Origin of the sequence: Bradyrhizobium guangdongense (genome assembly GCF_006483445.1) — a bacterium.
GTDB lineage: Bacteria > Pseudomonadota > Alphaproteobacteria > Rhizobiales > Xanthobacteraceae > Bradyrhizobium > Bradyrhizobium guangdongense_A.
Genome location: NZ_PPPT01000018.1, coordinates 33065 through 46819, shown reverse-complemented (window position 1 = coordinate 46819; position 13755 = coordinate 33065). Strand labels below are relative to the sequence as shown.

Genomic DNA, 13755 nt, shown 5'->3' with positions numbered 1-13755 from the left:
GCACTTTTCCGGATCATGCTTTGTCCCGACTCAATCCTTTCGAAACACGATCGACGCCAGCCAACCCGTCAACAGCGCCATCGTGGCCGTCACCAATCCATACCCAAACCCGTTCTGCCGCGCGCTGGTCGCGACGAACTGCTCGAAACCGACCTTCACGATCTCGAACGCGGTTTCGGTCTTGGTCACCAGCGCGCCGTTCGCAAACAGCTTGATCTCGACCTGGTAGGTGCCGATCGGCACCTCCCCCGGCAGCGGGATGCCGGTGCGGAACAGGGTCGGCGTCAGGAACGTCACCGCCGCACCGTCCTCGCGATAGAGCCCGTGCTGGGTGCGCAGCCGGATGAACGCGCTTCGGAACACATCGTTCGGCACCACGTCACCAAAGTCGCCGCTGACGCGCTGGGTCAGCAGCACGTTGTTGAGCCCGATCTGCTGGCGACGCGCGACCTCGGGCGAGGTGATGGCGTCGAACGGACGATTGGCGAACAGCGCCAGATAGGTCGGCACCTGCAAGAATTGCCGGTAGTCGGTGTTGATCCAGATGCCAAACGTGCGCTCCTTGCGCCGCGTCACCATGTCGGCGCGCGGGCCCATCACGGTCACGACGAGGTCATAGGCGGTGCGATCGGCCGGCGTCGCGGCATCCTTCTCTACCGAGCCGAACAGCACCAGCTCCTCGCCGGAATAGTTCGGCGTCACCGTGACGCGGTGGTTGGAGACCGAGACGATCAGCCGTTCCGCGCGCGCGGCAGTGCAGGGCGCGAGCAGGAGACAGGCCGCGATCAGCGCGCGCTTCATCATCCGCTCACTCCCGTCTCGCGGATGGTGAAGAGGTCTTCCGGGCGGATCACGAGCTCGATTGCGAAGCGGATGCCGACGCAGAGGATCAGAAAGCCCAGCAGCAGGCGCAATTGCTCGCCGCGGATCTTCTGGCCGGCGCGCGCGCCGAACTGCGCGCCGGTGACGCCGCCGATCATCAGGATCAGTGCCAGCACGGCGTCGACCAGATGATTGGTCACCGCATGCAGCATGGTCGCAAACAGCATCGTGACCAGCGTCAGGATCATCGAGGTGCCGATGACGGTCGAGGTCGGCACGCGCAGCATGTAGATCATGACCGGGACCAGGATGAAGGCGCCGCCGATGCCCATGATGGCGCCGATGAAGCCGATCACGAGGCCGACCACCACGATCGGGATCACCGAGAGATAGATCTTTGACCGCTTGAACCGCATCTTCAGCGGCAGGGCATGGATCCAGTAATGGGTGCGGCGGGGCGGGATCGCGCCGCTTCGCGTCCGCATCATCGCGCGCAGGCCTTCCCAGAACATCAGGCCGCCGACCGCGGAGAGCAGCATGACGTAGGAGAGCGCGATCATCAAATCGAGCTGGCCGAGTGCGCGAAGCTGCGTGAACGTCCACACGCCGAGCGCCGTTCCGGTGACGCCGCCGGTCAGCAAGACGGTTGCGAGCGCGGGATCAATGGCGCGCCGCCGCCAATAGGAGATCGCGCCGGAGAAGGACGAGGCCGCGATGTGGCTTGCGACGGAGGCCACCGCCACCGCCGGCGCGATGCCGATGAAGATCAATAGCGGCGTCATCAGGAAGCCGCCGCCGATCCCGAACATGCCGGAGACGAAGCCGACCGCGGCGCCCATCGCGAGCACCAGCAGGATGTTGACCGGAATATCAGCGACGGGAAGGTAGAGCTGCATTCGTTCGGGTTCCGGCGAGGCCGTCGAGCGTGACGATCATGCTCAAACGAGATTGCGGAATGCTCGCGGAAGGCGGAACGATTGCCGCGTCCCTGCATAGCGGAATTTGTCCGCCTGCGGGACCACGAATTGTCGCGGGAGGCGCATTATTCACCGCGGCGCCGATCACGAATGCGGCCGTGGTGAAGAATTGAGATTAACGCGTGGCGTGGTCATTCACGGGCAACGGTACGCTCCTGAGGCTCGTCATGCCCGGGCTTGTCCCGGGCATCCACGTTCTTTGGTGCAATTGGCCCGGAAGGTCGTGGATGGCCGGGACATGCCCGGCCATGAGGCGGGATGGATCGCGTCGCCCCACGTCACTGCACGATCGTGTCGTACAAATCCTTCCATTCCGGATTGTCTCTGAGGATCAGCCTTACCTTCCACGTCCGCGACCAGTGCTTGATGTTGTGTTCGCGTTGGAGGGCCGTCTGAATGTCCTCATAACGCTCGAAATAGACGAGCAGCTTGACCCCGTACTTCTTCGTGAACCCGGGAACGAGTCCGTTTCGATGTTCGTAAGTGCGGCGAACAAGGTCGCTCGTCACGCCGACATACAAAACGCCGTTTGGTGCGCTCGCCAGGATGTAGACCCATCCGCCATGCATGGTCGTATGTTGACGCACGTGGATGGCCGGGACAAGCCCGGCCATGACGGAGTATGCGACTAATGCGCCGCGGACGCCGCGCGCTTGGTCGCGACCGGCTTCGGCGCGGGCTTGGTGCCGGCCTGCGCGGGCGCGCTGTCCCAGCCACCAGCGGGCGAGGCCACGTTGACGGCGTCATCGGGCTGCGGCTCGGCGCTGAACGTCTGGATCGCGAGTTTTGCGGCGGCGAGCGACTGCGGGTCGAGGCGCTTGGCCACATCGTCGCGCTTGGCCGACGCATCCGAGTCGCCCTGCGCGGCGGCGAGGCTGAACCATTTGTAGGACTCGGCGAGGTTCTGTTCGACGCCGATGCCGCGGGCATAGAGGATGCCGAGGTTGAACTGGCTGTCGGCGACGCCGCGATCGGCGGCTTTGCGGAACCAGGTCGCTGCGCTCTTGTAGTTCGCGCCGCGTCCGCCGCCGTCGGCGTCGAGCACCGCGAGATTGTGCATCGCCTTGGCGTTGCCGCGCTCTGCGGCCTGCGTGTAGTAGCGCCGTGCGATGTCGGCGTCCTTCTTCACGCCCAGGCCCTTCTCATAGAGCGTGCCGAGGCGGAAGGTGGCCGGCACCACGCCGGCCTGCGCGGCGCGGTCGTACCATTTGACGGCTTCGTCGTAATTGGTCGCGACGCCCTTGCCCTCGGCAAAGCGCACGCCGATCTCGTAGGCGGCCGTGGCGTCGCCCTTCATCGCGGCGGCGCGCAGCACGGGTCCGCCGATGCCGTCGGGCAGGCGCTCGGTCGGTGGCACCTGCACCTGGCCGAGCCTGGCGCGTGACGGCGTCGTCGTCGGGATCGCGCCAGTGATGTCCGCGGGGGCCAGCGGCGGCGCAGCAGCGGCAGGTGCTGTCGGGATCGCCACTTGCGCGCCCGGGGCGGTGCTCGCGGGCGGCGGATTGTTCAGCGACTGCTTGCCGAGCGGCGTCGGCGAGGTCATCGACGGCGTGATCTGTTCGGGCGCCGACGGCCGTGCGCCGGTGTCGGCGGGTGTCAGCGTCTGCGATGCGGGCGCACCGGACGAATTCTCCATCGCGGGCAGCGGCGGTGTGGTGCTGCCGCCTTCCAGCAGGTTCATCGCCATCTTGAAGGTGCCGAGCACGATCACGACCACGCTCGCGCCGACCAGCAGGGAGCGGATTTTTGACGTGATGGTGGACGGACCCTCTGCGCCCTTGGCCTTGCCTGCGGCGGCTGCCTTGGCGGCACGGCCCTGCTTCTCCGGAGGCTGTGCCGCGGCGGCCTGCGCCGCGCGGCGGGCGGCCGCGATGAAGCTCGACGAGGACACCGGCTCTTTCGGAGCGGAGGGAATTTCGCTGATTGCGTTCTCGGATGCGGCAATGCGCTCGGACGGCGTGGCGGGCCGGCCGCCCGGGCGCGTGCCCGGCTCGAGCGGATGATCCGGCGGCAGCTCGGGCGCGATCGCGGCGCGCGCGGGCGCCGTATGCGGCTCCAGAATTTCGCTGATCGCGCGCGGCGGCACCGGAGGCGCCAACGGTGCAGCCATCGGCATCGGCGGAGGCATTGGGGCGGCAGGCGTCGCGGCGTGGAATTCGCGCGGCGCGGCAACGAAAGCGCCCTGACCTGGACCCTGGGGCACGCCCTGGGCCGCGGCAGGGTTCTGCAGCTCCGGTTTCATGTCCGGCTTGGGATCGTATTTCGGCGCCTGCTGCGGCATCGCCGCGCGCGCCATCGGCTGCTCGATCGGCATCGACGGCGCGAACGTCTGAGGTGCGGGTGCGGGCGGTGCGGTGCGAACTGCGCGCAGGTCGCCCTCGATCATGGCGAGGCGATCGACGACGTGGCCGAGCGTCGAGTGCACGGCTTCGAGCGAATCCTGCGTCGAGCGGTTGGTCTCGGACTGGCTGAAGCGGATGTCGGAGAGTTCCCGCTTGACCATGTCGAACATGCCGGGGTCCGGCTGCGACGCGGTGTTGCGGCTCTCGGCGAGCGCGGCGTACGTCGCCTGCTGCCGCTCGAGATGCCTGAGGATGTCGTGCAGCCCGTCCTCGACGCGGCTCAAATTGCCGTTGCGCGGATCGGAGGCGGCTTCGATCCGCTCCAGCAGGTAAGAGACGCGCTGTTCGAGATGCGCGAAGGTCGAGGCGGAATCGTTGCCGACCTGCATGCGGTCGAAGCGGTCGGACAGCGCGCGGATCGCGCCTTCGAGGTGCTCGGTGCTGAAGCTTTCGGCCGGCCGGCGCTCGCGCGCCTCCAGCGCCTCGGTCAGCGCCGCGAGCCGCTGCTCGAGGATGGCGAAGCCTTCGGCATTGCCGTTGCCGTTACTGTTGCTCGACACGCGGCTGATCTGCTCGACTTTTGACGACAGCAATTGCACGTCGTCGGCGAGCCGGCCCAGCGCCTCGTTGGAGGCGACGTTGGAGACGATGGCGCGCAGCGCGCCGATGGCGTCTTCGAGCTGCCGCACCGTCGAGGGATCGTCGCTGGCGCGCAGGATCATGTCGAGCTTGGCGCCGAGATTGCGGATCGCCTCGTCGTAGCCGCGGAGCTGCTCGGCCGGCATCAGCGTGCGCAGCGCCTCGCGGATTTCGGACAGCGCGCGCTCGACGCCGGCGAGCGCCTGGCCATCCGAGCTGCCCGAGGAGCGTGTCTCGTCGATGCGCCGGTGCAGCGAGCGGATCTCGTTCTCGATCGATTCGATCGCGCGGCGCGGCATCGCCTCGGTGATGGCGTGACGGATTTCAGCGAGCTCGCTGCGGAAGGCGGCGATCGACTGCTCGATGTTGTCCGGTCGCTGCAGCGACTCGATCTGGCTCGTGATCTTGATCAGGTGCCGTTCGAGCGCAGAGAAGTCCGGGCCCGGCGGCGGTGGCGCAGGGGGAGGGGCGTAGGCGGGCTGCGGATTATAGGCAGGCTGCGGCGCGTAAGTCGCCTGCGGCGGCATGTAAGCCGGCGGAGGCATGTAGGTCTGCTGCGGCGGCGCATAGGGCGCCGCCATCGGCGCAATCGGGGGGACCGCGCGCGGCGGCATCTGTCGCGGCGCAAAGTTGTCGAGCTCGTTCTGGCGGGCCGCGATCTCGGCGACGGCGACATCGAGCGAGGCGGGCGAGAGCGGCGGCGAGCTGCGATAGACCTGGGCTGCGGCGCGCTCGACGGCCTCGGCCTGGCGCTGACGCGTTTCGACCGGCGCGGGGCGCGCAGGTCCTTGCGGCTTCGAGATCTGCGACAGCCGCGCATCGAGCCGCGAGATCGCATCGTTCAGTTGGCGGGCAACGCCCTGCTCGCGCGAGACGTCGGCGCGCGGCGCGGCGGGCTTTGAAATGGTTTCGATCTGCCTTGTGATCGCGTCTAACCGCTGATGGATGTCGGCGACGTCGCGGCTTTCCTGGCTGGGGAGCTGCTGCTGCTGATAGGGATCGTAAGGCGCGCGGAAATTCGGCGGCGCGGTTTCGCCGAGCGTGGAGGTCAGCCAATCGTTGAGTGACATGCCGGCGCGGCGCGCAGCGGCCTCGGCCCGCTCCCTGACGGATGGATCGATGCCGTCAACACTCCACGATACGCGCGAATTCATGACTCTGTCCGGTTCCGACTCCGGCGCCCACCCAGCGCCTGCAGCCTTCCCACGAGTCCCGGTTGTAAAGAAAACCGAAAACGGCGCAGGTCGTCTGCCTCGAAATCCGACTTTTGTCCGTTACGGTAAATAACGGGTTAAGGAACCCGACGGCGGCGTCCTAAAGTTGGTTCCGCCGTCATGCCCGGGCTTGTCCCGGGCATCCACGTTCTTGCCGACGAACCTGTGGAACGAAGGTCGTGGGTGGCCGGGACAGGCCCGGCCATGACGATGTGGTTGCAGCGACCGCTAACCCTTCTCCCGTTTCCCATCCTCCATTGGCACCACGGTGCCAGCCCCGTGCCCGGTCAGCCCCGACAGCGCGTCGATCGCCTCTTCGCACCATTCCGCCACCATCTGCTCGTGCCGTGAGCCGAGCTTGAGCAGCAGCAGATTGCCGATATCTGCAGCTTCCTGCGCGGTTCCGTCGGGAAAACGCTTCTTCAGGATGCGTTCGTAGCGTTCGGAGCGGTCGCGGTGGTGCTCGAGGCGGGCCATCAGATCGGCGCGCAGCGGCTCGAGGTCGACGCTGTCGAGCGCGTGGAAGCGCACCAGCAAATCGTCCTTGTTCGAGGCCGGCGTGCTCGGCCGCGCGGCCCAGTGCCGCAGCGCTGTTCGGCCCTCCTGGGTGAGCGTATATACGAGCTTGTTGGGCTTGCCTGATTGCACGACCTCCCGGCCCTGGATGTAGCCGCGGTCGCGCAGTTTGGAGAGCTCGCGATAGATCTGCTGGTGGTCGGCCTTCCAGAAGAAGCCGATCGAGGAATCGAAGGTCTTGGCGAGCTCGTAGCCCGTCATCGGACGTTCCGTCAGGCATGCGAGAATTGCGTCGCCCAGCGCCATGACACCGGCTCCTTCTGACTATCCGAGCATTTGACTTGACTTTATGCACATCGGCGCATATGCGTCAATGTGCATATGACGGCGGGCCTTGGACCCGGCGGCGTCGGCCTGCGCGCTACTGTGCATGGGGTTGTTTTCAAGCTTGCCCGAGGAGGCACCCTGACCATGACCGGCCTCGACAAATGGTACGCCTACATCAAGTCCCATGACCGGACCGCGCTCTGGGACCTCCTGCATCCCGACGCCGTGTTCGAGAGTCCCGTCGTGCACACCCCGCAGCGCGGACGCGACATCACCTTCAAATATCTCGCCAGCGCCGACAAGGTCTTGGGCGGTCCGCACTTCACCTATCTGGGCGAATGGACCAGCGCCAGCGGCGCCGTGCTCGAATTCAAGACCATGATCGACGGCATCGAGATCAACGGTGTCGACATCATCAGCTTCGACGCCGACGGCCGCATCACGCATTTCAAGGTCATGGTGCGTCCGCTCAAGGCCATCAACATGCTGCACAAAATGATGGCGGAGCAACTCGCCGCCCAATGACACGATGATTACCTGCCCTGCGGTTGCAGAAGACGATAAGCTCGCGATCGGAGCGCTGCGCCGCAGGTTGTCCAAAAATACCTCCAACACCTGAAGGCCCCGTGCCGGGAGAACGCCATGCCGATCTATAAAGCCCCCGTCGAAGACGTGAACTTCCTGTTCAACGACGTCTTCCAGATCGATCGCTACGACAATCTGCCCGGCTTCACCGACGCTTCCAGCGACGTGCGCGAAGCCATCCTCGGCGAAGCGGCCAAGCTCGCCGAAGAGGTGCTGCAGCCGCTCAATCGCGTCGGCGACCTCGAAGGCTGCAAGCGCGCCGATGACGGCAGCGTCGCCACGCCCAAGGGTTTCAAGGAGGCCTTCAAGCAAGTCGCCGAAGGCGGCTGGCTCGGTCTGTCGGCGCCGACGGAATATGGCGGGCAGGGCCTGCCGGTGACGCTCTCTCAGGCGGTCAATGAATTCCAGATCTCCGCCAACATGGCGTTCTCGATGTATGGCGGTCTCACCATGGGTGCGACCGCGGCGCTGATCGTCCACGGTTCGCCGGAGCAGAAGAAGACCTACGTGCCGAAGATGGTCGCCGGCGAGTGGACCGGCACCATGAACCTCACCGAGCCGCATTGCGGCACCGATCTCGGCCTCTTGCGCACCAAGGCCGTGCGTCAGGCCGACGGCAGCTTCAAGATCACGGGCACCAAGATCTTCATCTCCGCCGGCGAGCATGATCTCACGGAAAACATCATCCACCTCGTGCTCGCCCGCATCGAGGGCGCGCCCGCCGGCATCAAGGGCGTCTCGCTGTTCGTGGTGCCGAAGAACCTGGTCAATGCCGACGGCAGCGTGGGTGCGCGCAACGGCGTCACCTGCGGCTCGATCGAGCACAAGATGGGCATCCACGGCAATTCCACCTGTGTGATGAACTACGACAACGCCACCGGCTGGCTGATCGGCGAAGAGAACAAGGGCATGCAGGGCATGTTCGTGATGATGAACGAGGCCCGTCTCGGCGTCGCCGTGCAGGGTCTCGCGCAGTCCGAGGTCGCCTATCAGAACGCGGTGGCCTATGCGCGCGAGCGCCTGCAGGGCCGTTCGCTGACCGGCGTCAAGGCGCCGGACAAGGCCGCCGACCCCATCATCGTGCATCCCGACGTGCGCCGCACGCTGCTCACCATCCGTGCCTTCAACGAGGCCGCGCGCGCCTTCGTGGTCTGGACCGCGCTGAAGAGCGACGTCGCCCACCGTTCCGAGGATCCCAAGGACCGCCAGGCCGCCGACGACCACATGGGCCTGATGACGCCGGTGCTGAAAGGCTATCTCACCGAGATCGGCTTTGCCAACGCGGTGCAGGCCCAGCAGATGTTCGGCGGTCACGGCTACATCGCCGAGCACGGCATGGAGCAGTTCGTGCGCGATGCCCGCATCGCGATGATCTACGAAGGTGCCAACGGCATTCAGGCGCTCGACCTCGTCGGCCGCAAGCTGCCGCGCGACGGCGGCCGCGCCATCATGGCCTTCTTCGGCGAGGTCATGGGCTTTGCCAAGGAGAACGGCGGCGACGAGGCGATGAAGCCCTTCGTTACCGCGCTGTCGACCTCGCTCGGCCATCTGCAGCAGGCCACCACCTGGCTGATGCAGAACGCGATGATGAAGCCCGACAATGCGGGTGCTGCCGCGACCGACTACATGCATCTCTTCGGTCTCGTCGCGCTCGGCTACATGTGGGCGAAGATGGCCAAGGTCACGCAAGGCAAGATTGCCGAGGGCGGTACCACGCCCTATCTCTCGACAAAACTCGTCACCGGCCGCTTCTTCATGGAGCGGATGCTGCCGGAAACCGCGCTGCATCTGGCGCGCATCCAGACCGGCTGCGCCACCACGATGGAATTGCCGGCGGAAGCGTTCTGAGCTGTTTCCGCCGCCGCTACCAACCACAATACGAACATCAGACCAGGAGGGCGTCATGCCTGAGGCATTCATTTACGACCACGTCAGAACCCCGCGCGGCCGCGGCAAGGCCGACGGCGCGCTGCACGAGGTGACCGCGCTTGCGCTCGCCACCGTGCCGCTGAAGGCGCTCAAGGATCGCAACAACCTGCCGGAAGACTCGGTTGACGACGTCATCCTCGGCGTGGTCGATCCCGTCGGCGAAGCCGGCTCGGACATCGCGCGCTTTGCGGCGCTGAAGGCGGGCCTCGGCGAGGCCGTCCCCGGCGTGCAGATCAGCCGCTTCTGCGCCTCCGGCCTCGATGCCGTGAACTTTGCCGCAGCCCAGGTGATGAGCGGCCAGCACGAGCTCGTGATCGGCGGCGGTGCCGAGTCCATGAGCCGCGTCGGCATCGGCGCGTCCGGCGGCGCCTGGCCGATGGATCCCTCGATGGCGGTGCCGGCCTACTTCATGCCGCAGGGCGTCTCGGCCGATCTGATCGCCACCAAGTACGGATTCTCGCGCGACGACGTCGACGCCTATGCGGTGCAGAGCCAGCAGCGCGCGGCCAAGGCCTGGGACGAAGGCCGCTTCAACAAGTCGGTCGTGCCGGTGAAGGACATCAACGGCCTCACCATCCTCGCCAAGGACGAGCACATGCGTCCGACCACGACGATGCAGTCGCTGGCGCAATTGCAGCCGTCGTTCACGATGATGGCCCAGATGGGCGGCTTTGACGGTGTCGCGATCCAGTCCCATCCCGAAATCGAGCGCGTCAACTACGTGCACCATGCCGGCAATTCGTCGGGCATCGTCGATGGCGCAGGCGCCGTGCTGCTCGGCAGCAAGGAAGCCGGCAGCAAGTATGGCCTGAAGCCGCGCGCAAAAATCCGCGCCTTCGCCAATATCGGCTCCGAGCCGGCGATGATGCTGACCGGTCCGGTCGACGTCACCGAAAAGCTGTTCGCGCGCTCCGGCATGAAGACGTCGGACATCGACCTGTTCGAGCTCAACGAGGCCTTCGCCTCCGTCGTGCTGCGCTACATCCAGGCCTTCGACATCGACAACGCCAAGATCAACGTCAATGGCGGCGCGATTGCTCTTGGTCATCCGCTCGGTGCCACCGGCGCGATGATCCTGGGCACCGTGCTCGACGAGCTCGAGCGCACCAACAAGTCCACCGCGCTGGTGACGCTGTGCATCGGCGGCGGCATGGGTACCGCCACCATCATCGAGCGGGTGTAACTGCGTAGGGTGGGTTAGCGAAGCGTAACCCACCGCTTCTCTCTCCGCGCGAAGCAAAGAGGTGGGTTACGCCTTCGGCTAACCCACCCTACGAGATCACAGTCAACCGCCGCGCCTGAGATCGGCTGCGGCACCGAGGAGCACAACATGACTTACAAGAACTTCAAGGTTGAGGCCGACGCCGACGGCATCGCGCTCGTCACCTGGGACATTCCGGGCCGTTCGATGAACGTGCTCGACGAGACCTCGACCAGCGAGCTCGACGCGATCGTGAAGGCGACCACGGCCGACGCCGCGGTGAAAGGCGTCGTCATCACCTCGGCCAAGGACGCGTTCTGCGCCGGTGCCGATCTCTCCATGCTCGAAGGCATGAACCAGGCCTATGCCAAGGTTTTGAAGGAGCAGGGCGAGACCGCCGCGAACCAGATGCTGTTCGACCAGAGCCGCCGCTTCTCGCTGGTGCTGCGCTCGATCGAGACGTCGGGCAAGCCGTGGGCCGCCGCGATCAACGGCCTCGCACTGGGCGGCGGCTTTGAGATCACGCTGTGCTGCCACTATCGCGTGGCGGCCGAAAATCCCAAGACCCGCCTCGGCCTGCCCGAGGTCAAGGTCGGCCTGTTCCCCGGCGCCGGCGGTACGCAGCGCGTGCCGCGCCTGGTGCCGCCGCAGGATGCGATGACCATTTTGCTCAAGGGCGACCCGGTCACGCTCGACAAGGCCAAGGCACTCAATCTGATCCACGCCATCGTGCCGGCGGCCGACCTCGTCAAGGCGGCAAAGGACTGGATCAAGGGCGGCGGCAAGGCCGTCGCGCCCTGGGACGAGAAGGGCTTCAAGCTGCCCGGCGGCCCGGTGTTCTCCAAGAACGGCATGATGATGTTCCCGGCCGGCAACGCGATCTATCGCCGCGAGACCTACGACAACTATCCGGCCGCGCGCGCCATCATGAGCTGCGTCTATGAAGGCCTGCAGTTGCCGATCGACGCCGCGCTGCGCGTGGAGTCGCGCTACTTCACCTCGGTGCTGCGCTCGAAGGAAGCCGCTGCGATGATCCGCAGCCTGTTCCTGTCGATGCAGGAGCTGAACAAGGGCGCGCGCCGTCCGAAGGACGTCGCTCCGACCAAGGTGAAGAAGATCGCCGTGATCGGCGCCGGCTTCATGGGCGCGAGCGTCGGCTACGTCTCGGCCCGTGCCGGCCTCGACGTCGTCCTGATCGACCGCGACCAGGAAAGCGCCGACAAGGGCAAGGCGCATGCGCAGAAGGTGATCGAGGATCAGATCAAGAAGGGCCGCGCCAAGCCCACGGATGCCGAAGCACTGCTCGCGCGCATCACGCCGACCGCGGACTATGCGGCATTGAAGGACGTCGACCTCGTAATCGAGGCCGTGTTCGAGGACCGCAAGGTCAAGGCCGACACGTTTGCCAAGGCGCAGGAATATCTCAAGCCCGAGGTGGTGTTCGCGTCGAACACGTCCACGCTGCCAATCACCTCGCTCGCCGAATCCTTCAAGGACCAGGGCAAGTTCGTCGGCATCCACTTCTTCTCGCCGGTCGAGAAGATGATGCTGGTCGAGATCATCCTCGGCAAGAACACCGGCGATCTCGCGCTGGCGACGGCACTCGATTACGTCCGGCAGATCGGCAAGACGCCGATCGTGGTCAACGACTCCAGAGGCTTCTTCGCCAACCGCTGCGTCGGCCGTTACGTCGCCGAGGGCAACGAGATGTTCCTCGAAGGCGTGCCGCCCGCGATGATCGAGAACTGCGCCAAGATGGCCGGCATGCCGGTGGGCCCGCTCTCGCTGTCCGACGAGGTCGCGCTCGACCTCGGGCTGAAGATCATGAAGGCGACGGAAGCCGATCTCGGCCCCAACGCCATCAACCCCGATCAGAAGAAGCTGATGGTGGAGATGGTCGAGAAGCAGGGCCGCCTCGGCCGCAAGAACAAGAAGGGCTTCTATGACTATCCCGAGGGCAAGGGTCAGAAGAGCCTGTGGCCGGGCCTGTCGGCGCTGCAGCCGAAGCAGCTCGACCCCGACACCCTCGACGTCGAGGAGCTGAAGCAGCGCTTCCTGGTGGTGCAGGCGGTCGAAGCCGCGCGTACGGTCGAGGACAACGTCATCACCGACCCGCGCGAGGCGGATGTCGGCTCGATCCTCGGCTTCGGCTTTGCGCCGTTCACCGGCGGCACGCTGTCCTATATCGACTTCATGGGACCTAAGAAGTTCGTCGAGCTCTGCCACAGGCTCGAAGCCAAATACGGCTCCCGTTTCACGCCGCCGAAGCTGCTGGTGGAGATGGCCGCCAAGGGCGAAACCTTCTACGGCCGGTTCGCACCGAAGAAGGCGGCGTAGCCCTCGATGTGATTGTAGCCCGGATGAAGCGCAGCGAAATCCGGGACAGTCTCTCAGTTGCGCGAACACCCCGGATTACGCTGCGCTTCATCCGGGCTACGCGTCAAAACAAAAAAGGCCGGATCGTCGATCCGGCCTTTCGATTGTCGCGCCTAGGGTGCGCTTACTTCGCCTGCGCGAGGCCTTCCCGCTTCAAGGCTTCCTGCACCTGCGGCCGCGCGGCGACGCGGGCCTTGTAGGCGGCGAGGTGCGGCATCGCGGAGAAGTCGAACTTCATCCGGTCGGCCCAGGTCAGCATGGTGAAGAGGTAGCCGTCGGCGACCGTGAACTGCTTGCCCATGAGGTAGTCGCTGTTAGCAAGCTGGCTGTCGACATATTTGAGCTTGCCCATGACACGATCCCTGAAGAACGCTTTCGCATCGTCGTTCAGCGCGGGCGCGAACATCGGACCAAAGCTCTTGTGCACCTCCGACGTGAGGAAGTTCAGCCACTCCAGCAGCTTGTAGCGTTCGGAACTGCCGTGCGCCGGCGCCAGCGCTTTCGCAGCGGCCTGATCGGCGATCATCTGGACAATGACCGGCCCTTCGGTCACGATCTCACCGCTATCAAGGCCCAGCGCAGGGACCTGGCCCTTGGGATTCACCTTCAGATAGTCTTCACCGTTTTCGAGCTTCTTGGCGCGGATATCGACCTTGACCAGGTCATAGGGCAGTCCCGCTTCCAGGAGCGCGATGTGGGGGGACAGCGAGCATGCGCCGGGGGAATAGTAGAGTTTCATGGAATTTTCTCCTCAAGGCCGTTGGTGACGGCGAAAGAATGACTACATGCACCTGCATGGAATAGTCAAGATTGATGCATATGCATCA

Annotated in this window: 10 protein-coding genes; 4 read left to right on the top strand and 6 right to left on the bottom strand. The window is 65.5% G+C overall.

Features of this window, described 5'->3' with window-relative positions; all coding sequences use genetic code 11:
* Window positions 1–30: 30 nt before the first annotated feature.
* The 5 genes from C2U70_RS02675 to C2U70_RS02655 form a co-directional block, all read right to left on the bottom strand.
* Window positions 31–801: a TIGR02186 family protein gene (locus tag C2U70_RS02675; protein WP_140976350.1), complete on the bottom strand. Its 771-nt coding sequence runs from the start codon at window positions 799–801 to the stop codon at window positions 31–33.
* On the bottom strand, window positions 801–1718 hold the full coding sequence (locus tag C2U70_RS02670) for a sulfite exporter TauE/SafE family protein (protein WP_140976312.1): 918 nt from the start codon (window positions 1716–1718) through the stop codon (window positions 801–803). The genes C2U70_RS02675 and C2U70_RS02670 overlap by 1 nt, the downstream gene beginning before the upstream one ends.
* Window positions 1719–2077: 359 nt before the next feature.
* Window positions 2078–2413: a GIY-YIG nuclease family protein gene (locus tag C2U70_RS02665; RefSeq protein ID WP_140976311.1), complete on the bottom strand. Its 336-nt coding sequence runs from the start codon at window positions 2411–2413 to the stop codon at window positions 2078–2080.
* Window positions 2414–2427: 14 nt separating this feature from the next.
* Entirely contained in the window at window positions 2428–5934 is a 3507-nt protein-coding gene (locus C2U70_RS02660) for a tetratricopeptide repeat protein (protein ID WP_140976310.1), read from the bottom strand.
* Window positions 5935–6222: 288 nt separating this feature from the next.
* Window positions 6223–6816 (bottom strand): PadR family transcriptional regulator, encoded by a 594-nt coding sequence (locus C2U70_RS02655; RefSeq protein WP_140976309.1) that lies wholly within the window; start codon window positions 6814–6816, stop codon window positions 6223–6225.
* A gap of 165 nt (window positions 6817–6981) precedes the next feature.
* On the opposite strand from C2U70_RS02655, the gene C2U70_RS02650 reads away from it, so the two are divergent.
* From C2U70_RS02650 to C2U70_RS02635, 4 genes are all read left to right on the top strand, one after another.
* On the top strand, window positions 6982–7362 hold the full coding sequence (locus tag C2U70_RS02650; protein ID WP_140976308.1) for a nuclear transport factor 2 family protein: 381 nt from the start codon (window positions 6982–6984) through the stop codon (window positions 7360–7362).
* A 117-nt stretch (window positions 7363–7479) separates the two neighbouring features.
* Window positions 7480–9270, top strand: coding sequence for an acyl-CoA dehydrogenase C-terminal domain-containing protein (locus C2U70_RS02645; protein ID WP_140976307.1), 1791 nt, complete (start codon window positions 7480–7482; stop codon window positions 9268–9270).
* A gap of 55 nt (window positions 9271–9325) precedes the next feature.
* On the top strand, window positions 9326–10534 hold the full coding sequence (locus C2U70_RS02640; RefSeq protein ID WP_140976306.1) for an acetyl-CoA C-acetyltransferase: 1209 nt from the start codon (window positions 9326–9328) through the stop codon (window positions 10532–10534).
* A gap of 147 nt (window positions 10535–10681) precedes the next feature.
* The gene (locus C2U70_RS02635) at window positions 10682–12889 is read left to right on the top strand and encodes an FAD-dependent oxidoreductase (RefSeq protein ID WP_140976305.1); all 2208 of its coding nucleotides are present in this window, start codon (window positions 10682–10684) and stop codon (window positions 12887–12889) included.
* A 163-nt stretch (window positions 12890–13052) separates the two neighbouring features.
* On the opposite strand, the gene gstA is transcribed toward C2U70_RS02635, so the two are convergent.
* Window positions 13053–13667: a glutathione transferase GstA gene (gene gstA / locus C2U70_RS02630; protein ID WP_140976304.1), complete on the bottom strand. Its 615-nt coding sequence runs from the start codon at window positions 13665–13667 to the stop codon at window positions 13053–13055.
* Window positions 13668–13755 lie beyond the last annotated feature (88 nt).

Coding starts and splice junctions, on each gene's coding strand:
- C2U70_RS02645 (WP_140976307.1), top strand. CDS start 7,480: ATGCCGATCTATAAAGCCCCCGTCGAAGACGTGAACTTCCTGTTCAAC.
- C2U70_RS02650 (WP_140976308.1), top strand. CDS start 6,982: ATGACCGGCCTCGACAAATGGTACGCCTACATCAAGTCCCATGACCGG.
- C2U70_RS02635 (WP_140976305.1), top strand. CDS start 10,682: ATGACTTACAAGAACTTCAAGGTTGAGGCCGACGCCGACGGCATCGCG.
- C2U70_RS02640 (WP_140976306.1), top strand. CDS start 9,326: ATGCCTGAGGCATTCATTTACGACCACGTCAGAACCCCGCGCGGCCGC.
- gstA (WP_140976304.1), bottom strand. CDS start 13,667: ATGAAACTCTACTATTCCCCCGGCGCATGCTCGCTGTCCCCCCACATC.
- C2U70_RS02675 (WP_140976350.1), bottom strand. CDS start 801: ATGAAGCGCGCGCTGATCGCGGCCTGTCTCCTGCTCGCGCCCTGCACT.
- C2U70_RS02660 (WP_140976310.1), bottom strand. CDS start 5,934: ATGAATTCGCGCGTATCGTGGAGTGTTGACGGCATCGATCCATCCGTC.
- C2U70_RS02655 (WP_140976309.1), bottom strand. CDS start 6,816: ATGGCGCTGGGCGACGCAATTCTCGCATGCCTGACGGAACGTCCGATG.
- C2U70_RS02665 (WP_140976311.1), bottom strand. CDS start 2,413: ATGGCCGGGCTTGTCCCGGCCATCCACGTGCGTCAACATACGACCATG.
- C2U70_RS02670 (WP_140976312.1), bottom strand. CDS start 1,718: ATGCAGCTCTACCTTCCCGTCGCTGATATTCCGGTCAACATCCTGCTG.